This window comes from uncultured Pseudophaeobacter sp., assembly GCA_905479575.1.
Taxonomy (GTDB): domain Bacteria; phylum Pseudomonadota; class Alphaproteobacteria; order Rhodobacterales; family Rhodobacteraceae; genus Pseudophaeobacter.
Window position 1 is genome coordinate 1 of the sequence record CAJQNB010000071.1, and the last position, 18,757, is coordinate 18,757.

The 18,757-nt window shown below is 60.5% G+C and carries 18 protein-coding genes and 1 pseudogene; 2 read left to right on the forward strand and 17 right to left on the reverse strand.

The window, feature by feature from the left end; all coding sequences use genetic code 11:
• Together QZ268_RS17320 and QZ268_RS17325 are read left to right on the forward strand one after the other, a co-directional pair.
• Positions 1-739: pseudogene (locus tag QZ268_RS17320) on the forward strand (polysaccharide export protein); the annotation flags it as partial.
• A gap of 4 nt (positions 740-743) precedes the next feature.
• Positions 744-2,780, forward strand: a complete 2,037-nt coding sequence (locus tag QZ268_RS17325) for a capsular polysaccharide biosynthesis protein (RefSeq protein WP_295455038.1) — start codon at positions 744-746, stop codon at positions 2,778-2,780.
• Between the two features lie 34 nt (positions 2,781-2,814).
• Here the strand turns inward: QZ268_RS17325 and ribD are convergent, their stop codons facing one another.
• The 17 genes from ribD to QZ268_RS17410 form a co-directional block, all read right to left on the reverse strand.
• Positions 2,815-3,912, reverse strand: a complete 1,098-nt coding sequence (gene ribD / locus QZ268_RS17330) for a bifunctional diaminohydroxyphosphoribosylaminopyrimidine deaminase/5-amino-6-(5-phosphoribosylamino)uracil reductase RibD (RefSeq protein ID WP_295455040.1) — start codon at positions 3,910-3,912, stop codon at positions 2,815-2,817.
• 142 nt (positions 3,913-4,054) lie between these two features.
• Positions 4,055-4,522 carry a transcriptional regulator NrdR gene (gene nrdR, locus QZ268_RS17335; RefSeq protein WP_295455042.1) on the reverse strand — a complete coding sequence of 156 codons (468 nt, stop codon included), beginning with the start codon at positions 4,520-4,522 and terminating at the stop codon, positions 4,055-4,057.
• A gap of 120 nt (positions 4,523-4,642) precedes the next feature.
• The gene (locus tag QZ268_RS17340) at positions 4,643-5,062 is read right to left on the reverse strand and encodes a secondary thiamine-phosphate synthase enzyme YjbQ (protein WP_295455044.1); all 420 of its coding nucleotides are present in this window, start codon (positions 5,060-5,062) and stop codon (positions 4,643-4,645) included.
• Positions 5,063-5,150: 88 nt separating this feature from the next.
• Positions 5,151-5,594: a hypothetical protein gene (locus QZ268_RS17345; RefSeq protein ID WP_295455046.1), complete on the reverse strand. Its 444-nt coding sequence runs from the start codon at positions 5,592-5,594 to the stop codon at positions 5,151-5,153.
• Positions 5,595-5,681: 87 nt separating this feature from the next.
• Positions 5,682-6,092, reverse strand: a complete 411-nt coding sequence (locus QZ268_RS17350) for a hypothetical protein (protein ID WP_295455049.1) — start codon at positions 6,090-6,092, stop codon at positions 5,682-5,684.
• Positions 6,093-6,293: 201 nt separating this feature from the next.
• The gene (locus QZ268_RS17355) at positions 6,294-6,701 is read right to left on the reverse strand and encodes a hypothetical protein (RefSeq protein ID WP_295455051.1); all 408 of its coding nucleotides are present in this window, start codon (positions 6,699-6,701) and stop codon (positions 6,294-6,296) included.
• Between the two features lie 188 nt (positions 6,702-6,889).
• Entirely contained in the window at positions 6,890-7,198 is a 309-nt protein-coding gene (locus tag QZ268_RS17360) for a hypothetical protein (RefSeq protein ID WP_295455053.1), read from the reverse strand.
• A 103-nt stretch (positions 7,199-7,301) separates the two neighbouring features.
• Positions 7,302-7,838: a DUF4166 domain-containing protein gene (locus QZ268_RS17365; RefSeq protein WP_295455054.1), complete on the reverse strand. Its 537-nt coding sequence runs from the start codon at positions 7,836-7,838 to the stop codon at positions 7,302-7,304.
• Complete coding sequence (locus QZ268_RS17370; RefSeq protein WP_295455056.1) at positions 7,835-8,263, reverse strand: DCC1-like thiol-disulfide oxidoreductase family protein; 429 nt, start codon at positions 8,261-8,263, stop codon at positions 7,835-7,837. The genes QZ268_RS17365 and QZ268_RS17370 overlap by 4 nt, the downstream gene beginning before the upstream one ends.
• Positions 8,264-8,299: 36 nt before the next feature.
• Positions 8,300-8,788, reverse strand: a complete 489-nt coding sequence (locus tag QZ268_RS17375; protein WP_295455058.1) for a hypothetical protein — start codon at positions 8,786-8,788, stop codon at positions 8,300-8,302.
• Between the two features lie 48 nt (positions 8,789-8,836).
• Positions 8,837-10,831 carry an RNA polymerase sigma factor RpoD gene (gene rpoD, locus QZ268_RS17380; protein ID WP_295455060.1) on the reverse strand — a complete coding sequence of 665 codons (1,995 nt, stop codon included), beginning with the start codon at positions 10,829-10,831 and terminating at the stop codon, positions 8,837-8,839.
• Between the two features lie 127 nt (positions 10,832-10,958).
• A complete protein-coding gene (dnaG, locus tag QZ268_RS17385) occupies positions 10,959-12,989 on the reverse strand; it encodes a DNA primase (protein WP_295455062.1) in 2,031 nt (676 codons plus the stop codon).
• A 1-nt stretch (position 12,990) separates the two neighbouring features.
• Positions 12,991-13,329: a hypothetical protein gene (locus QZ268_RS17390; RefSeq protein ID WP_295455064.1), complete on the reverse strand. Its 339-nt coding sequence runs from the start codon at positions 13,327-13,329 to the stop codon at positions 12,991-12,993.
• A gap of 36 nt (positions 13,330-13,365) precedes the next feature.
• Positions 13,366-13,902 (reverse strand): sarcosine oxidase subunit gamma, encoded by a 537-nt coding sequence (locus tag QZ268_RS17395; protein WP_295455066.1) that lies wholly within the window; start codon positions 13,900-13,902, stop codon positions 13,366-13,368.
• Positions 13,895-16,840: a sarcosine oxidase subunit alpha family protein gene (locus tag QZ268_RS17400; RefSeq protein ID WP_295455067.1), complete on the reverse strand. Its 2,946-nt coding sequence runs from the start codon at positions 16,838-16,840 to the stop codon at positions 13,895-13,897. The genes QZ268_RS17395 and QZ268_RS17400 overlap by 8 nt, the downstream gene beginning before the upstream one ends.
• Entirely contained in the window at positions 16,837-17,106 is a 270-nt protein-coding gene (locus QZ268_RS17405) for a sarcosine oxidase subunit delta (RefSeq protein ID WP_295455069.1), read from the reverse strand. The genes QZ268_RS17400 and QZ268_RS17405 overlap by 4 nt, the downstream gene beginning before the upstream one ends.
• 69 nt (positions 17,107-17,175) lie before the next feature.
• The gene (locus QZ268_RS17410) at positions 17,176-18,429 is read right to left on the reverse strand and encodes a sarcosine oxidase subunit beta family protein (RefSeq protein WP_295455071.1); all 1,254 of its coding nucleotides are present in this window, start codon (positions 18,427-18,429) and stop codon (positions 17,176-17,178) included.
• Positions 18,430-18,757: the final 328 nt, after the last annotated feature.

Below are 18,757 nucleotides of genomic sequence, written 5' to 3' on the forward strand. Positions count from 1 at the left end.
CGCCGCGGGCAACACACCAGAGGCGATCCGCCGGGTCATCACCGGCAAGCTGGAAGACCAGACCCCAGACCCGCAAGTCCTGGTACGGCGCGTGGCCGGAGATGGGGCAACGGTATCGATCACCGGAGTTGTCGGCGGCCAGGGCATCTTTGCCATCGAGCGCCCGACCCGCACGCTGACCGCCATGCTGGCGCGCGCCGGTGGTGTCACGGTCGAGCCCGAGATCGCGCGTGTCAAGGTGATCCGCGGCGCGCATACCGGCGAAGTCTGGTTTCAGGATCTGTTTGAAAACCCGCAATACGACATCGCCCTGCGCGGCGGCGACCGCATTCTGGTCGAAGCCGACAGCCGCTCCTTTACCGCCCTTGGGGCCACTAGTGCCCAGGCGCGGGTGCCGTTTGAAAGCCAGGACCTGTCCGCGCTGGAGGCGATCGCACAGGTTGGTGGCCTGATTTCCACCACCTCTGATCCCACCGGGGTATTCATCTTCCGCAACGAACCGGCAGAGATTGCCAATCAGGTTCTGGGGCGCGACGATCTGGTTGGCGCCCAGCGGATGGTTTATGTATTGAACCTGACCCAGCCCAACGGATTGTTCATCGCCCGTGACTTTGTGGTGCGTGACGAAGACACGCTATATGTCACCGAAGCGCCCTATGCCCAGTGGACCAAGACAATTTCGCTGCTGGCCAGCCCGCTGACACCTCTCGCCAGTGTTGAGACGCTGTTTGGCGGCTGAGGATATGACCGGCACAACAGCCATATCAAAAGCCGGGGGCTCAGGCTCTCGGCTTTTTGTTTACAATGGGGGCTTTGTCACCCAATCAAGGCTGCGCCGGATCCTTGGTCTGGCGGGGTATAATCTCCGTCTCGGGCTGCCGCAGAAAAACGATCTGGTGGGCATCTGGGGCAACTCTCCCACCGCCCATCGTGGCCGCGCTGTCGCCGCCAAATACGGCGCGGACCTGCTACATGTCGAAGACGCCTTTTTGCGCTCCATCCATCCCGGTCGCGCCTCAGGAGAGCCGCCCCTGGGGCTGCTGCTGGATCGCCGGGGCGCGCATTTCGACCCCGCGCAACCCTCTGATCTGGAAGAGCTGCTGGCCAGCCATCCGCTGGATGACAGCAATATGATGCGCCGCGCCCGCAATGCCATTGGCCGCTTGCAGGACGCACATCTGAGCAAATACAACGCCTTCCTGCCCAGTGCGCCGCTGCCGGATCCCGGCTATGTGCTGGTGGTGGACCAGCTGCGCGACGACGCCTCTGTCACCGCCTCCAAAGCCGACCGCGCCCGGTTTTGCGAGATGCTGGTCTTTGCCCAGCAGGAACACCCCGGCGCCCGCATTCTGATCAAGACCCACCCGGAAACCCGCGCCGGCCACCGGCCTGGGCATTTCACCGACAAAGACGCACAGGGCCGGGTCGAGATGTTCAGCGATGCGGTCTCTCCCTGGGGGCTGCTGGAAGGGGCCATTGCGGTCTATACCGTGTCTTCGCAGCTGGGGTTTGAGGCCATTCTGGCCGGTCACAAGCCACGCGTCTTTGGCCAGCCATTCTATGCCGGCTGGGGCTTGACCGAAGACGAAGACCCGGTGGCGCGGCGACAGCGCAAACTCACCCGCCCACAGTTGTTTTCGGCGGCGATGTTTCTCTATCCCACCTGGTATGACCCCTACACTGACCGCCTGTGCGAGCTGGAGCGGGTCATTGACACCCTGGAAGCCGGCATCCGCGCCTGGCGTCAGGATCGGGCCGGCTGGGTGGCCTCTGGCATGCGGTTGTGGAAACGCAAACCGCTGCAGGGGTTCTTTGGTCAGACCCGGAAGTTGAAATTCACCGAAGATCCAGAAGAGGCCCACAAGAGTGGGCGCAATTGGATGGTCTGGGCCAGCAAGGCCGGGGCCAAGACCCATGCCGGCGCCACCCGCGTCGAAGACGGGTTCCTGCGCTCCCGCGGATTGGGCGCCGATCTGGTGCCGCCGATGTCGCTGGTGCTGGACCGCCAGGGCATCTACTACGACCCCCGGCAGCCGTCGGATCTGGATGATCTGATCACCCAGCGCGCTGATCTCGGCCCCGCCGAGGCCCTGCGTGTGGAGGCGCTGATTCAGCAGCTGATCCGTCACAGCCTGTCGAAATACAACCTCTCGGGCGAGCCCCCCGCCCTCCCCGCTGGCCATCGCATCCTGGTCCCCGGGCAGGTCGAGGACGACGCCTCGATCAAAGCCGGATGTGGGCGGATCAAGAGCAATCTGGCCTTGCTGCGCGCCACCCGCAAAGCCAACCCAAAAGCGGTGATCATCTACAAACCCCACCCGGACGTCGAAGCCGGGCTACGCCCTGGCAGCCTGCCAGAAACCGGGGTTCCAGAGAACCTGGCGGATGTCGTCGCCAGCAACTGTGATCCCATGGCGCTGCTGGATGAGGTCCAGGAGGTCTGGACCATGACCTCGCTCCTGGGGTTTGAGGCGCTGTTGCGCGGCGCCAAGGTCACTACGCTGGGCCTGCCCTTTTATGCCGGATGGGGGCTCACCACCGACAAACGCACCGCACCGCCCTGGCGCTCGGCGCGGCCGGATCTTCTGGGCCTGGCCCATGCGGTGCTGATTGACTACCCGCGCTATTATGACCCGATCACCCAGCGCCCCTGCACACCCGAAGTGGTGGTGGAGCGGTTGATTTCGGGGCAACTGCCACGGCCCAGCCTGCGCAACCGCAGCCTGTCAAAGCTGCAGGGGCTTTTTGCCACCTACGCGCCGCTGTGGCGACGGGGCTAGCACAGATCTAAGACGGGGCAGAGACCGGCAGGCTTTAGCTCGCCCGGCGCCAGCGGTGCATCACATCCGCGCCTACCGGGCTGGCTTCCATAAGGCTGAACCGGTTGGCAGCCTCCAGATTATGCAGCCCCAAGGCCCCGATCGACGGCAATCCCTCAGCGCCAATGCCCAGCCCAGCGGTAAAGCCGATCAGCTCATCCACCAGATCAAAGGCTAGAAGCGAGGCCGCCAGCGCAGAGCCACCTTCGCAGAACACCCGCGTCAGCCCGGCATGTCCCAGCTGCTGCAGGATATCATGGGGATCCAGCTGCACACCGCGACTGGCACAGGGCAACAGGCGCGCGCCCAGGCCCTCCCAGGCGCGTTTGCGTTCTATATCAGCTCCCTGACCATGGCACAGCCACAGCGGCACCTCAGCAGCGGAGGTGGCCAACTGACTGATCAGCGGGAGGTCCAGGTGGCGGGAGATCACCACCCGCACCGGCTGATGTTCGATGCCAAGGTCGCGCACCGTCAACGAGGGATCATCCGCCCGCGCCGTGCCCGCCCCCACCATGACCGCATCATGGCGCGCCCGCATCGCGTGCACCGCGCGGCGCGCCTCTGGTCCGGTGATCCATTTGCTTTGGCCAGATCCGGTGGCAATCCGGCCATCAAAACTGCTGGCCATCTTAAGCGTCACCAGTGGGCGGCCCTGTTCTGTTTTATAGAAAAATCCGGCGTGATCGCGCGCGGCCTCTTCTGCCAGTATCCCAACCTGAACCTCGACACCTGCCTGGCGCAGCATTTCGAACCCCTGCCCCGAGACCCGTGGATCGCTGTCGCCAACAGCAGCCACCATCCGGGCAATTCCGGCATCAATCAGCGCCTGGGCACAGGGTGGTGTATGGCCGTGATGGGAGCAGGGCTCCAGGGTGACATAAGCAGTGGCGCCGCGGGCCTGATCGCCCGCCTGGGCCAGCGCCATGACCTCCGCATGGGGACGCCCGCCGGGTTGGGTCCAGCCCCGGCCAACAATGCGCCCCTCGCGCACCAGAACACAGCCAACCGCAGGGTTGGGCCAGCAATTGCCCTGGCCACGCCGCCCCAGCGACAGCGCCAGAGCCATAAATCGAGTATCCGTTTGGGTCACGTCTCGCCACCTATCTGTTGTCGTGCACGCGCCCGGATCAGGCCGATGCCAATCCGGGCGCAAAACAGGTCTTTCAGTCTAGTCTCGTTTCATTCCCAAACCACCGCAACCCCTTGATCAGAGCAGAGCGGCCAAAGACAGGTTACTCTTCCTTGGGGGTGTGGGGGCGCAGTTCGTGGACAAAATCCTCAAAATCATCTGCCGCCTGGAAGTTTTTGTAGACACTGGCAAAGCGCACATAGGCCACGGTGTCGATCCGGGCCAGCGCCTCCATCACGATCTCACCGATCTTGCTGGAGGAGATATCCGTCTCCCCCATGCTTTCCAGCCGTCGCACAATACCCGAAATCATCTGATCAATGCGTTCGGGATCGATGGGACGCTTTTGCATCGAAATGCGAATCGAGCGTTCCAGCTTGTCACGATCAAAATCCTCGCGCTTGCCGTTGGTTTTCACCACCACCAGATCGCGCAGCTGCACCCGCTCATAGGTGGTGAAACGGCCACCACATGCGGGGCAAAACCGACGCCGACGGATTGAAACGTGATCCTCGGCGGGGCGTGAATCCTTCACCTGAGTATCGATATTCCCGCAAAACGGACAGCGCATCTGCGGATCCCCTTTTCCTAACACGAGCCATTTGTGCTAAAACCTGCACAGTTATCCACAACTATAGGCCAGCCGCTAGGAATTGGGTAGTGGGGAAATTCAACCGCTAGATCAAGCGGCTCAGCCGCTGATATGGGCCAGGATTTGACGCCTGTGCGGTGCGTCACGATGTTCAAACAGATAGATCCCCTGCCAGGTTCCCAGCGCCAGGGCGCCACCAGAAATGGGGATCGACAGGCTCACCGGGAGCAAAGCAGCCTTGATATGCGCCGGCATGTCATCCGGCCCCTCGTAGGTATGACGCAGATAGGCCATCGCAGGATCGGTCGAGGGCGGAACCAGACGCGAAAAGAAGGCCTGCAGGTCGTCCTGCACCTCTGGGTCGGCATTTTCCTGTATCAACAGCGAACAAGAGGTATGGCGCACAAACAGGGTAAGCAGCCCCTGCGCACACCCCACTTCTGCCAGCCAGCCACGCACCTCGCGCGTGACCTCATAAAGTCCCGGCCCATGGGTGGCGATTTGAAACTGTTTCTGCATCGGGAAGGCTCCGCTCTAGGCCGCAGGATTTTTCACAAGCCCCTAGTGGGGCGAGGCTGGTCTTGGCCATCCAGCCCCACCTGAGCCGTCAGTTGAAAGGAAAGCGCGGATCATCAAAGCGATCGTAACAATAATTACGTGCTGTCGCCGCGTTCAGATTATCACCCCTGATCTTCACGCTTAGCGAATAGCCTGTGCTGGTACCGCTGCCCGGTGGCGGTGTCAGCGCAAACTGGACCGATTTACGGCCGGGACGATTAACCGAGGGGCCGATTTCCTGCCAGATGTAGATCCGCTGCGTCGCCTGTGTGCGCAATTGGCGAATGGCAAAATCACCGATGCCACACCAATAGTCCTGCGCGCCGGAGCCAACTCTGTTGACCACCTCCCAGACACCCTCTGATACCGGCAGTACCTCGTGGCGGTTCCAGGCGCGCCAGGCCTGAGCGCTCAATGGGAGGCAGACCAGACCAGCCAGAAGCCCCGCCATCAGACCGGTTTTGATCCCGTTTGTGCTGAACGTCCGCTGCATTACAAAAAGTCGCCTTGTGACTGGGGCCGTATTCGCCCTGTAGGGAGGATCATATCAGATGCAGGCCTGCTCGACAAAGGGAGCCGCTCAAAACCCAACAGGCAATTGGTTACACAGATTGAAGGCATTGCGAACCCGCATATTATCCCCACGGCGCAGCGCATTGACGTTGGAATAAATGCCCTTCTCGGGGGAGCCCGCCAGCCTGGGCTGCAGGGTGAACTGTACCGCAGAGCGCCGGTTGGTGGTTTCGCTCGCCCCGCGAGACCTGGAAATGTAAATCTGCGCCTCCCAAGGCGCCTTGAGCGCGCGCTGCGCATAGTCGCCGGCCGCACACCAGTAATTCCGCCCCAAGCCACCGGGCGAGGGGATCACTTCAAAAACAGCATCAGAGACAGGATTCACCCGGCTCCCATCGCGGGCCGTGAACGCATTGGCCCCCGAAACTGCCCCCCCCATGAAGGCGAGGGTAATAGCTGCGCAAGAGAGATTTTTCATGTCACACCCCTTCGTTTCCAGTAGCGGGCCCATATGCGTCATATCCCGTCCATCTGGCACATAGTTCATGCACCTAGAAGGATAGAGGAAGAGGTCCGAAATGGCCAATCACGTCGATGTGCAACACAGATTTGCTGGTCGGTTGTGGGTCGCCCCACCCCGAATTGCAGCCCCTGATACTTATGCTGGTCAGCAGAGGGATTAATACCGCACAGGCGATTGATCACAGTAGCTGCGCGCCTGCTGCACCGACATGCTATTGCCAGGCTTGATCCCCAGAGACAGCCACCCCTGTAGCGGTGCCGATACGCCCACCTGTTGCGGCGACAGGGTAAATTGCACCGCAGAGCGCCGTCCCGTTGTCACGCTGGTGTTGCGCCCCTGAACAACATGGATGCTATCCTGCCACTGGGCGCCTTTCACCCGGCGGGCATATTCCGAGGCGCCGCACCAGAACTCATCAAAAGTTCCCGAGGATTTTGGGATCACCTCAAAGATCAACTCATTCACTGGATTGACCTGCACACCTCTCGAGGTGGTAAAGGCCTCAGCCGCCAAAGGCACAAAAAGCGCCGCAGTCAAGCCAGCGGCCATAAAGGTATTTTTCATTCGATGCGCTCTCCGGTGCGCTCTCCGGTTTTGACCTACATAAGAGGCCAGCCACAGTGTTCCAAGAGCGACGGAGCAAGAAACCCATAGCGGGGGCGATGCACAAAGCCTTGCGGCCTGGGCGCGCTGGCCCAGGGCCCATGCCCCGGGCCAGCCAGTAAAAACCGAGACGATCTAGAGGCAGGTCCCTAAAAGGCGTGTTTTACCGCGGCGCCAGGGAAGGGAATGATTTCAGCCCCAAGACCCTTGCCCAGGCTTTGCTCCAGGATATCCAGCACCGCTGCATCGGGGGAGTTGCCCTGCTCAGGATCAAACTGCGCACGCGCCTGTTGCCGCAACATCTCGCGGGCCGGCTCTGCATCCAATGATTTTAGGGTATTTCCCTGTTCCTTCAGGGCGGAGACCATAAATTCATTGGCATCGGTCAGGTTTTTGAGCGCTTCCAGCTGCTCTTGCAGAATGGTCAGCGCCTCAGTCAGGTTTTGATTCGCAGACATCGGTCCCCCTTAGGCGTTTTTGATCTCGAATAGGTAGCGAGATGGTTCATTAGGTTATATTGGGCGACACCACCCGGCTGCAAGCAGAGGTGTTAACAAATGGTTAACGCAGCTCCGGCACGTCAAAACTGCCTTGGTAGCGGATCAGCAACCCAATCAGCGGCAGACTGGCAGAGATATCAAAGCCAAACCCACCATCCGGCGTTTGAAACTCTGATGAGGCAGATTTCGGGGTCAACAGGCGCGGCAGTGGCAGACCCAGAAAGCTGGCCCCCAGCACCTGGACGGCCAGCACCTCGCCTTGCATCTGCACCCCCATACGGATCGCAACTGGGCCGAACTGTTCTACCGCGCAGGCATGCCTGCTGTCATACCTCAGGTAGGAGCGGGTTTTACGGGCGCCAAAGCGCCGCGTCCAAATATGACCTTCTCCCTGCGGGGTTGTGGAGATTTCAAAATCCACGTCGCGTCCCGGTGCAGGAAAGCCGGCAAGCCGGACAATCAGGCGCGCCAGCAGGTTGCCCGATGTGATATCGGCCCGTCCCCTGTAGCTGCCAGATCCCGCCGCATGAAACCGCGCCACTGTCGCAGGCACGGCCAATCCCTGCTCTGCAATAATGCGGCCAAAAGCGTCGCTCATGCGCGCTCTTCCGGCTGTGCAGGGATCCAATCCAGAAACCGGGCCTTTACCTCTGGGCTGGGCACCATGCAGGTGGCGGTGCGGCCAAAGAGACGATAGCGATTGCGCGCAACAGCATGATAGAGCGGATCTTTCACCACCTTGGGTAAAAAACGGCACAGCCCCAGAACAGGCCAGATCCCCGGTAGGGCTCGCATTGCAGCGGCAAAGGCATCCAGCCGCTGGTAGCAACGGCCTTCGACAAAGACCAGGTTGGTTTCAAAATCATCCACCGGCAGCCCCTGTTCGCGGTAGAGCCGCTGCCCCAGTGCCGACTGCGCCGTCGCAAAGGAGAACCGCTGCGCCCTGTCGTGACGCAGCATGAACTGAAAGAACCGCGAGCACAGCACACATTCGCCATCAAAGACGATGAGGTCTCCCGTCATTTGGGTAGGAGTATCTTCGCGTCGGCTGTCCACCACCTATTGCCAACTCTCGGCTTCAAGCGAATACACCTGTCCGGCGCGCTGCTTGGCCTCAAACAGCGGCAGACCATAGCCGGAGCTCTTCACACTACCGCTGTCACAGTGCAAATGCGCCAGCTCACGACCGCCTTGCTCGACGATAACACCGCCGCTTAAGGGCTGAACTGCATCAGGATCTTTCTCTTGGTTGTAGTAAACCGTGTAAAAGGTTCCCGCATTTTCAAGCGTGAATGTTTCCCAAATCGACCGACCAATGCCCGGCCAGGGCACCATGTTTACATCCCGTACATTTCGCTGCAGCGCCAAGTCCGGCTCGGCCCCACTGCGGCCAAAGGCATAGCTCACCTGCTCGCCTTGCAAACAGGTTGTCAGCTCTTTGCTGCCGCCTTGTAAAGAACAGGAGACCAGAACTTCTGATCCGGCCGGACAGGCCATCGCAGGCATGGCTGAAACCACAAACAGAAGAGATAAAGTAAAAAGACGCAAGACATAACTCCAAATAGAAAAAAGGCGCCCCGTAGGGCGCCCTTCTTACTACTGATCCAGGAAGCTGCGCAACTTGCGGCTGCGGCTGGGGTGCTTCAGTTTCCTGAGCGCCTTGGCCTCGATCTGGCGGATCCTCTCACGGGTCACGCTAAACTGCTGGCCGACTTCTTCCAGCGTGTGGTCGGTGTTCATGCCGATGCCAAAACGCATCCGCAAAACCCGTTCTTCGCGCGGGGTGAGCGAGGCCAGAACCCGGGTGGTGGTTTCCTTGAGGTTTTCCTGAATGGCGCTGTCCAGCGGCAGCACGGCATTCTTGTCCTCGATGAAATCACCCAGCTGGCTGTCTTCTTCGTCGCCAATCGGCGTCTCAAGGCTGATCGGCTCCTTGGCGATCTTCATCACCTTGCGGACCTTTTCCAGCGGCATTTGCAGCTTTTCGGCCAGCTCTTCAGGCGTGGGCTCGCGGCCAATCTCGTGCAGCATCTGGCGACCGGTGCGGACCAGTTTGTTGATGGTCTCGATCATATGGACCGGGATCCGGATCGTGCGGGCCTGATCCGCGATCGAGCGGGTGATGGCCTGACGGATCCACCAGGTGGCATAGGTAGAGAACTTATAACCACGGCGGTATTCGAACTTGTCTACCGCCTTCATCAACCCGATGTTGCCTTCCTGAATGAGATCGAGGAACTGCAAACCACGGTTGGTGTATTTCTTGGCAATCGAGATAACCAGACGCAGGTTGGCCTCAACCATTTCCTTCTTGGCCTGACGGGCCTCTTTTTCGCCCTTCTGAACCTGCTGCACGATGCGGCGGAATTCAGAGATATCCAGACCAACATATTGACCCACCTGGGCCATATCGGCGCGCAGTTCTTCGACCTTGTCGGTCGAGCGCTCAATAAACATCTGCCAGCCCCGGCCGGGCTTTTCGCCCATGTCAGACAGCCAGTTGGGGTCAAGCTCGCGGCCGCGATAGGCTTCGACAAATTCGCGACGGTTGATACGGGCCTGGTCCGCCAGTTTCACCATCGAGCTGTCGATCTGCATAACACGGCGGTTGATGCCATACAGCTGGTCAATCAGCGCGTCGATACGGTTGTTATGCAGATGCAGCCCGTTCACCAGCTCAACAATTTCAGAGCGCAGCGACTGGTAGGTCGCCTCGTCTTTTTTGCCAAACGAGCCGTCCTCGTTCAGGGTTGCCGAGATCCGGCTATCCTGCATCTCTGACAGTCGGGCAAAATCTGTCGAAATATGCTCCAGCGTGGTCAGCACCCGATCCTTCAGGGCCGCTTCCATGGCTGCAAGCGACATATTGGCCTGCTCGTCTTCGTCGTCATCATCATCCGTGGCAATCGGATTGCCATCGGCATCCAGCTCCTGGGTTTCTTCCTTGGCCGGCGCAGCCGCAGCGGGCGCGGCTCCTGGAACCACGGGCACCACGGGTTCTGCGGCTTCACCGTCTTCATCCAACTGGTTGCCAAAGGTGGCTTCCAGATCGATCACGTCGCGCAGCAGGATGTCCTCTGACAGAAGTTCGTCGTGCCAGATAGTGATCGCCTGAAAGGTCAGCGGGCTTTCGCACAACCCGGCGATCATGGTGTTACGGCCGGCCTCGATGCGCTTGGCAATGGCGATCTCGCCTTCGCGGCTCAGCAGTTCGACCGTGCCCATCTCGCGCAGATACATGCGCACCGGGTCATCGGTGCGGTCCAGCTTCTCAGAAGCCGCTCCGGCAACCGCGACTTCACGCGGGCTATCGGCGGAAACCAGTTCGGTTGAGCCCTTCTGCTCTTCCTCTTCGACTTCCTCATCTTCGATAATATTGATGCCCATTTCCGACAGCATCGACATCACATCTTCGATCTGCTCCGAGCTCACCTGATCGGGAGGCAGCACCTGGTTGAGCTGGTCATAGGTGATGTAGCCCTTCTCACGGGCTTCGGCGATCATCTTTTTGACCGCGGCCTGGCTCATGTCCAGCGAGATTTCAGCGTCCTGATCGTCAGGCTTACGGTCGTCGTTATCTTTGGCGGCCATTCATTGCTCCCTAAGAGGCTGGGCGATTCGGATGAGCGAATCATTAGCGCGATCGTGTGATTCGTCACCCGGTTTAGCGAATTTTCTTTGGCTCTTCCTTAGCAAAACGACACGCGGGCTGCACGAATCACTTTTGAGAGAAGCCGATTCTGTCCAAAAGGGCGCCAAAAGCGTCGAGTTCCTCGCGATCGAGTCGCGCGCCATTCTCGCCCACATCAAAGTTGGCCTTGTCCTCGTTCTCGCTGCGCACCGCGCGATTTCGCGCTTCGGCCGCCTGCTTCAGACGCCAGGTCAAAGCCTCATCCGCCAGTCCTGTCAGGTCTTCTGCGGCCTCAGCCAACTCTGCATTCAACCCCTGCAGGGCCTCCAGTTTGGCAAATTCTTCGGCCAGGGTCTGCCGGGCCGCGTCAAAATCACTGGGTCTGCGCAGGCAGGGGATGATTGCCACGTGGCCAAGCGTCATCAGATTTTCAAGGGCTTGACCCCCAAGATTCTCAATAATGCGATCTTTCAGCTGCCGCGGCGTATCGATGCCAAACCGCAACACTTGGTCCCTGAGACGGCTCAGATCTGCGTCAGCACAGAGCATACGTTCCAGGTTTCCCTCGAACTCAGCGATCATATCCGGCGTCGAGATCGCTACCGCCAGCACCACTGCCTCGCGGGCGCGGGCGATTTCTGCCTCATTGGCAGCCACCACCAACGAGCTGCGGGTGCTGGCCATGGGGGCAGGCGCGACCTTCTGCCCTTTCCAGGGTCTGCGTGCGCCATCGCCAAAGCCGCCCTTGCGGCCTGGCTTCCAGGTGCCGCCGCCCTGCCATCCATCGCCAGAGCCGCCGGGGTCAAAGTCACGATCCCGGCCTTCGGGGCGATTGCCACGAAACAGCTCCCAGCGCAGATCCTTGATATCCTCGCCATAGTGTTTGCGGATCGACGGGTCACGGATCAGTTTGATCTTTTCCCGCAGCGCCTTATCCAGGGTGGCCTTGCGCTCGGGGCTGTCAAAAACCTTGCCCTCGGTCTCGCGCTGCCACAGCAGCTTGACCATCGGCATGGCCTGATCCAGCACCGCCTGCACCGCTTCTGGCCCCTTGGCTTTGATCAGATCATCCGGGTCCTGCCCGTCTGGCATAATGGCAAAGCGCAGGGATTTACCTGCCTGCAACAGTGGCAGGGCCAGATCAATCACCCGCATAGCGGCGCGCAGACCGGCGGTGTCGCCATCCAGCGCGATGATTGGCTCATCCGCCATCCGCCACATCAGCTGCAGCTGGGTCTCTGTCACCGCCGTACCCAAAGGCGCGACGGCGGACGGGAAGCCTGCCTCGGACAGGGCAATCACATCCATATAGCCCTCAGCCACGATCAAGGGCGTACCGCGACCAGCCGCTGCCCGCGCAGGGGCGTGGTTGTACAGGCTGCGGCCTTTGTCGAACAGCTCGGTCTCGGGCGAGTTCAGGTATTTGGCATTGTCGTTGGGATCCATGGCGCGCCCGCCAAAGGCAATGGCGCGGCCACGGGCGTCGCGGATCGGAAACATGATCCGGTTGCGAAAGGTATCATAGGACCGCCCGCCCTTGGTTGAGGGCTTGGCCAGACCGGCGGCCATGATCAGTTCTTCGGGCACGTTTTTGCCGCGCAGGTGATCCCAGAGGTTCTGCCAGCCATCCGGCGCAAAGCCGATCTCCCACCGATCCAGGGCCGGTGGGGTGAGGCCACGGCGCTGCAAATAGCTGCGGGCCATTGCGGCGTTATTGGTTTTCAGCTGCAGGCGGAAGAACTGCACCGCCTGCTCCATCACCTCGATCAGCTGCGTGCGGCGGTCCTGTTTCTGCTGCGCTTTGGGATCGCGGGCTGGCATCTCCATTCCCGCCTCCCGCGCGAGGATTTCCACCGCCTCCATAAAGCCGACATTTTCGGTTTCCTGGACAAATTTCAGCGCATCGCCTTTGGCCTGACAGCCAAAGCAATAGTAGTAACCTTTGCGGTCATCCACATGAAAGGACGCGCTTTTTTCATGGTGAAAGGGGCAAGGTGCCCAAAGATCGCCCTTGCCGGTATTTGACTTGCGCTGGTCCCACATGACTTTGCGCCCGACAACATCAGAGATGCTGATCCGGCTGCGCAATTCATCCATGAATCCAGGTGTCAAAGACATATCAGTTTGATTTCAACTGTCGTTTCATTTCCTGAATCTGATCCCAGTTTTCCAGGCATTGCTGTTCCAGCAGCGGGCCAAATTCCGTCGCCTTCAGGTCCCGGCGCTTCATGGCATAGATGTGCTCGGCCAGCTGCGGGATCGCTTTGGAATATTGTTCGGGCCAGTCGGGCTCACTGTCAAGAATGACCTGTTCGACATCTGTCTTGCTGACACGGTCCAGACGGGCGGCCTGAACCGCGGCCATGACCTGGCCCTGATATTTACAGCTGTCTTCTTTTCTGTCGGCTGCAGAGGCAGGCGCTGCCAAGAGAACGGCGGCAAGGGTGATGCGGATCATGGATCGCTCCCGGAATCAGTTGAAGATCCCGGCAGATTACCTCCGCGCCGCCCAAGCTTCCATCGCTGTTTTAAGATCATGGTGCAATGTCTGCGCCATGGATCGGAACACCATGATCTGAAACCGATCTTTATCAAGACGACAAAGGGAAGCCATCATGTGTTTGGCCTCGGTGCGCACAGATGCCCCAACCGCAAACCGCAGATCCACCGGGCAGAGCCGCGCCAGGACATCCTCAGCCCCAGGCCCCGCCAGCTCCATCACCGCCCAGCCAGCACTTTGGTCCGTAAGGGCCGCATGTCTGGCCAGGCTTGGGTCCGGCTGTGGCCCCATCAATAGCGCCAGGTCGCGGCCAAACCACAAGACCCGCGCCCTCTTGCCAAAGGTCGAGCCATTCACTCCCGGAAAGCCAACCCCATGCGCCTTCGTCAGGGCCTTGTCGAGCGCCTGCTGCTCGCCTTGGTAGGGGGCCAGCGTGGTCAGGGTCTGTGGCTTGCTTTCGGTCAGGGTAAGCAAGCCGATCTTGAGCGGTTCAAGGCCATCACAAGCGGTTTTGACAAGCAGTTCAGCCACGGGTCCGTTCTCCTTCTGGGTCGTAAAACACCGGCTCAACCACTTCGCAGAGCGTATCAATACCGCGCATATGGTCCACCAGGCGGATCTCATCCCCGATCCGGCCTGCCCCCCGTTTCAAAAAGCCAAGCGCAATCATATGTCCCAGCTCAGGTGAGAACCCGGCTGAAGTCACATAGCCCTGGTCATGCACCCGCTCCACCGGGTCCTCAGGCGTAAAGAGATGGGCGCCGGCACTCAGCTCCTTTACCGCGCCAAGGGGTTTCAGCCCGATCATCTGCATACGGTCCGCATCAACCAACCCCGGACGATGGGCCATGGCCTTGCCGATAAAGTCCTTCTTCTTGGACAACATGCCTGCCAGCCCCAGGTCATGGGCCGTCACCGTGCCATTGATTTCGGCATGGGTGATAAACCCCTTTTCAATCCTCAGCACATTCAGCGCCTCCATGCCGTAGGCACCACCGCCCAGTGCTTCGGCGCGCGACAACAGGGTTCGGAACAGGCTGTCACCATACCCCGCAGGCAGGGCCAGCTCATAGGCCTCCTCCCCAGAGAAGGAGATCCGGAACAGGCGCCCCTTTACCCCCATGACTGAGACCTCACCACAGGCCATAAAGGGCCAGCTGTCACCGTCGATTGGTGTATCCAGCAGCCCGTTCAGCAGCTCACGCGATTTGGGGCCTGCAACGGCAAACTGCGCCCAGTGCTCTGTGACGGAGGTAAAGCGCACATCCCACTGCGGGCGTAGCACCTGGGCGATAAATTCCAGATGCGCCATCACCTCACCCGCCGCTGCGGTGGTGGTGGTCATCACATAATGGGTCTCCCCCAGCCGCGCGCAGGTGCCGTCATCCATGACAAAGCCGTCTTCGCGCAACATCAGCCCATAACGCACCCGCCCCTGCTTCAGCGTGCTGAATGTATTGGTATAGACAAAATCCAGCAGCTTGGCCGCGTCCGGCCCCTGAATGTCGATCTTGCCCAGCGTTGACACATCGCAAACCCCAACGGCGCGGCGCACCCACATGGTCTCACGATCACAGGACTGCCGCCAGTTGCTCTCGCCCTGCTTGGGAAAATAGGCCGCCCGGTACCACAGCCCAACCTCCAGCTGGCTGGCCCCGCGCTCCTCCGAAGCGTTGTGCGATGTCAAAAAGCGCTTCGGTCTGAAACCCTGATCCGCCGCCCCGGCCCCCATGGCGCCAATTGATACTGGCACAAACGGCGGCCTAAAGGTGGTCGTCCCTGTTTCGGGGATCGAGCGCCCGGTCACATCTGCCAGCACCGCCAAGGCCGCCACGTTGGAATTCTTGCCCTGATCCGTCGCCATGCCTTGGGTGGTGTAGCGCTTCATATGCTCAACCGAACGGAAATTCTCTCCTGCCGCCTGGGTGACATCCTTCACGGTGACATCGTTCTGAAAATCAAGCCAGGCACGGCCCTTGCCGGGCACCGCCCAAAGCGGCGCGATCTGGTAGGCCGCATCCTCGGCAACAGGCACATCAGCCCGCGCGCCCGGCACGCCCAGCGCGTCCAGCACTTGACCGGCAGCCTCAGCCCCTTCGTTCAGCGCACCTTGGGTCGAGAACGTCCCGTTGCAGGCCCCCACAGCCCGCAACCCCGGCACTGCACCAGGGGCGGGCACAAAGGCCAGCACCTCGCGGCGCCAGACAGGCCGCGCATTCAGATGGCAGGTCAGATGCACCGAGGGGTTCCACCCCCCCGACATCGCCAGGCAATCTGTCTGGATCCGTTCTTCACCACGTACCGACCGCACCGTGATGCTTTCCAGCCGTCTGCCACCACTGGTATTGCAGATCTGCGCCCCTTTCATCACCGGGTACAGATCACTGTCTGGCGCGTCATGGCGACTGTCGATCACCGCCGCAACATGCACGCCAGCCTGTGCCAGATCCCGGGCCGTCCGATGGGCATCATTGTTATTGGCAAACAGCGTCACCCGCTCTCCTGGCGCAACGCCCCAACGGTTCAGGTAGGCGCGCACCGCGCTGGCCATCATCACCCCGGGCCGGTCGTTGTTGCGAAAGGCCACCGGGCGCTCAATCGCCCCAGCCGCCAGCACACAGTGTTTCGCTGCAATGCGCCAAAAACACTCACGCGGACGGTGACACTCCTTCAAGGAGTGCCGCCGCATCTCATGTTGGCTCACCCGTTCCAGCGCCCCATAGGTGCCCTGATCATAGGCGCCCGTGACCGTCGTGCGCGCCATCAGGCGCACATTCGGCATCGCGCCCAGCTCTGCCAGCACCTCCTGCAACCAGACACCGGCGGGCTGGCCATCGATCTCTTCCTGCTCAACCAAAAGACGCCCGCCCAGACGGCTGTCCTCTTCCAGCAGCAAAACATCCGCCCCCGCGCGCCCCGCCGTCAGGGCCGCCATCAGCCCCGCAGGACCAGAGCCAACCACCAGAAGATCACAAAAGGCATAGGCCTTTTCGTAACAATCAGGATCTGCCTCTCCAGATAACGCCCCAAGCCCCGCCGCACGACGGATCATCGGCTCATACAGCTTTTCCCAGAAGGCCGCGGGCCACATGAAGGTCTTATAATAAAACCCGGCCCCAAAGAACGGCGCCGCCAGATTGTTGACCGCCAGAATATCGTGCTCCACCGAAGGCCAACAATTCTGACTGCGCGCCTCAAGCCCCTCATAAAGCTCCTGCGTCGTAGCGCGAACATTAGGGTCCTGCCCGGGGCCATGCCCCAGAGTGACCAGGGCATTGGGCTCCTCGCTGCCTGCCGTCAGAATGCCACGCGGACGGTGATATTTAAACGACCGTCCCACCAGATGAATATCATTAGCCAACAAAGCAGAGGCCAGCGTATCCCCCTCCAGCCCCATCAGATGCCGCCCGTTGAAGGTAAAATTGACGGTCTTGCCTTCAGCGCTGAACCCTTTCCCCGCGATCCTCATTCTGTCCCTCCCAATCCCGCAGCAGAGGCCAGCTCCACCTTCAGGATCTCATGTGTCGCAGTGTTGCGCGTCACGCTGAGCCAGGCGCCACAGCCCATCTCGTGATACCACAGCTCCGCCAAAACCCCGGCAGGGTTCTTTCGCAGGTTCACATATGCATGCCAGTCGTCCAACCCGGCATCCAGCCCAGGGCGTTCCAACGCCGCGCCCTTGACATAAAACTCACGTCGGTCGCGTTCGCCACAATGGGGACAGTGGATCCTCATGCCTGACACTCCTGCTTCATCTTACCCAAAATACCTCCGCCGGAGGCATCCAGCCAGAGCCCCAAGGACCTAGTGGAGATTATGTTGCGCACCGGTTCCCTCCTCATCCATCATCCCGTAGCCACTGCGAAACCGGTCCAGCTTGAACCGGGTCGCAGCCCCGTGGGGGCGATCCGTGGCAATCAGATGGGCATAGGCATTCCCCGACCCCGGCGTCGCCTTGAAGCCGCCATAACACCAGCCGCAATTCAGATAGAGACCCTCAATGGGAGAGTGATCAATAATCGGCGATCCATCCGGGGTCATATCCATAATGCCACCCCAGCTGCGCAGCAATCGCGCCTTGCTGACGGCAGGCACCATGGCAACGCAGGTCTCCATGGTATGTTCCGCCATCGGCAGATTGCCTCGCGCCGCATAAGAACTGTAAAAATCCAGATAGCTGCCAAAGACCAAACCGCCCTTGTCAGACTGGCTGATATAAAGGTGCCCCTCGGCAAAGGTGATCACCTGATCAACCAGCGGCTTCACCCCTTCGGACACAAAGGCCTGCAAAACGTGGCTCTCAATCGGCAGGGTCAGCCCTGCCATGGCCGCCACCTGACCGCTGCGTCCGGCTGCTGCCAGGGCGACCTTCTTGGCCCGGATCGGACCGCGCGCAGTCTGCACCCCGGTCACCTTGCCGCCCTCCACGTCGATGCCGGTAACCTCGCAGTTTTGGATCAGATCCACCCCACGCCGATCCGCGCCCCGGGCAAAGCCCCAGGCCACGGCGTCATGGCGTGCAGTCCCGGCCCGGCGCTGCATCAGCGCGCCCATGATCGGAAAGCGATTGTTGTCAAAATTCAGATAGGGGGCCAGCCTGCGCACCGCCTCACGATCCAGCAGCTCGGCGTCATCCCCCTGATTGATGATCGAATTCCCCCGGCGCACCGCCGCATCCCGCTGACCGTCATTGTGATAGAGATTGAGCACACTGCGCTGGGACATCATCACATTGTAGTTCAGCTCCTGCTCCAGCCCCTCCCAGAGCCGCAGCGAGTGTGAATAAAATTCAGAGTTGCCCGGCAGGTAATAATTGGCCCGCACAATGGTGGTATTGCGCCCGACATTGCCACCGCCGAGATAGCCCTTCTCCAGAACCGCAATATTGGTGATCCCATGTTCGGCAGCAAGATAGTATGCGGTGGCCAGCCCATGGCCGCCGCCGCCAATGATCACCACATCATATTCGCGCTTTGGGTCCGGGTCGCGCCAATGCGGCCCCCAGCCCTTGTTGCCGGTCAGCCCTTCCTTGAGCACCCGCCATCCCGAAAAACCCATTGCAGCCCTCCCGCGTTTCATCCTGCCCGACACCCCCAGCTGCGGGGTGGTAAACCTGTGATATTGCTAGCGGCTTTGCCGCAGGACGCCTAGCCCCAGAGGGGAAAATTCCTGAGACAAGCGTGCTCTTGCCAGTCTTTGCACAGGAAATGTACACATATGTCTAGGCCATTTTGCGACTTTCCCTGCCGCTTCTGGGCCTTTGTGGTGCGCCCCCAGCGTGAATTGGGCCGCCTGCCCCGCAAGCCCGGTCCCTGCATGGAGCGCCATAAAAAATGGCGGGCACCAGGCCCGCCATCAAGATCAGAAAACCGATCCGTGCTTTGAT

What these genes read in the sequence shown, in the direction of transcription:
- QZ268_RS17405 (WP_295455069.1), bottom strand. Translation starts at nt 17,106, where the DNA reads ATGAGGATCCACTGTCCCCATTGTGGCGAACGCGACCGACGTGAGTTT.
- QZ268_RS17370 (WP_295455056.1), bottom strand. Translation starts at nt 8,263, where the DNA reads ATGACGGGAGACCTCATCGTCTTTGATGGCGAATGTGTGCTGTGCTCG.
- QZ268_RS17390 (WP_295455064.1), bottom strand. Translation starts at nt 13,329, where the DNA reads ATGATCCGCATCACCCTTGCCGCCGTTCTCTTGGCAGCGCCTGCCTCT.
- QZ268_RS17410 (WP_295455071.1), bottom strand. Translation starts at nt 18,429, where the DNA reads ATGGGTTTTTCGGGATGGCGGGTGCTCAAGGAAGGGCTGACCGGCAAC.
- QZ268_RS17345 (WP_295455046.1), bottom strand. Translation starts at nt 5,594, where the DNA reads ATGCAGCGGACGTTCAGCACAAACGGGATCAAAACCGGTCTGATGGCG.
- QZ268_RS17325 (WP_295455038.1), top strand. Translation starts at nt 744, where the DNA reads ATGACCGGCACAACAGCCATATCAAAAGCCGGGGGCTCAGGCTCTCGG.
- QZ268_RS17340 (WP_295455044.1), bottom strand. Translation starts at nt 5,062, where the DNA reads ATGCAGAAACAGTTTCAAATCGCCACCCATGGGCCGGGACTTTATGAG.
- dnaG (WP_295455062.1), bottom strand. Translation starts at nt 12,989, where the DNA reads ATGTCTTTGACACCTGGATTCATGGATGAATTGCGCAGCCGGATCAGC.
- rpoD (WP_295455060.1), bottom strand. Translation starts at nt 10,831, where the DNA reads ATGGCCGCCAAAGATAACGACGACCGTAAGCCTGACGATCAGGACGCT.
- QZ268_RS17360 (WP_295455053.1), bottom strand. Translation starts at nt 7,198, where the DNA reads ATGTCTGCGAATCAAAACCTGACTGAGGCGCTGACCATTCTGCAAGAG.
- QZ268_RS17350 (WP_295455049.1), bottom strand. Translation starts at nt 6,092, where the DNA reads ATGAAAAATCTCTCTTGCGCAGCTATTACCCTCGCCTTCATGGGGGGG.
- nrdR (WP_295455042.1), bottom strand. Translation starts at nt 4,522, where the DNA reads ATGCGCTGTCCGTTTTGCGGGAATATCGATACTCAGGTGAAGGATTCA.
- QZ268_RS17365 (WP_295455054.1), bottom strand. Translation starts at nt 7,838, where the DNA reads ATGAGCGACGCTTTTGGCCGCATTATTGCAGAGCAGGGATTGGCCGTG.
- QZ268_RS17355 (WP_295455051.1), bottom strand. Translation starts at nt 6,701, where the DNA reads ATGAAAAATACCTTTATGGCCGCTGGCTTGACTGCGGCGCTTTTTGTG.
- QZ268_RS17400 (WP_295455067.1), bottom strand. Translation starts at nt 16,840, where the DNA reads ATGAGGATCGCGGGGAAAGGGTTCAGCGCTGAAGGCAAGACCGTCAAT.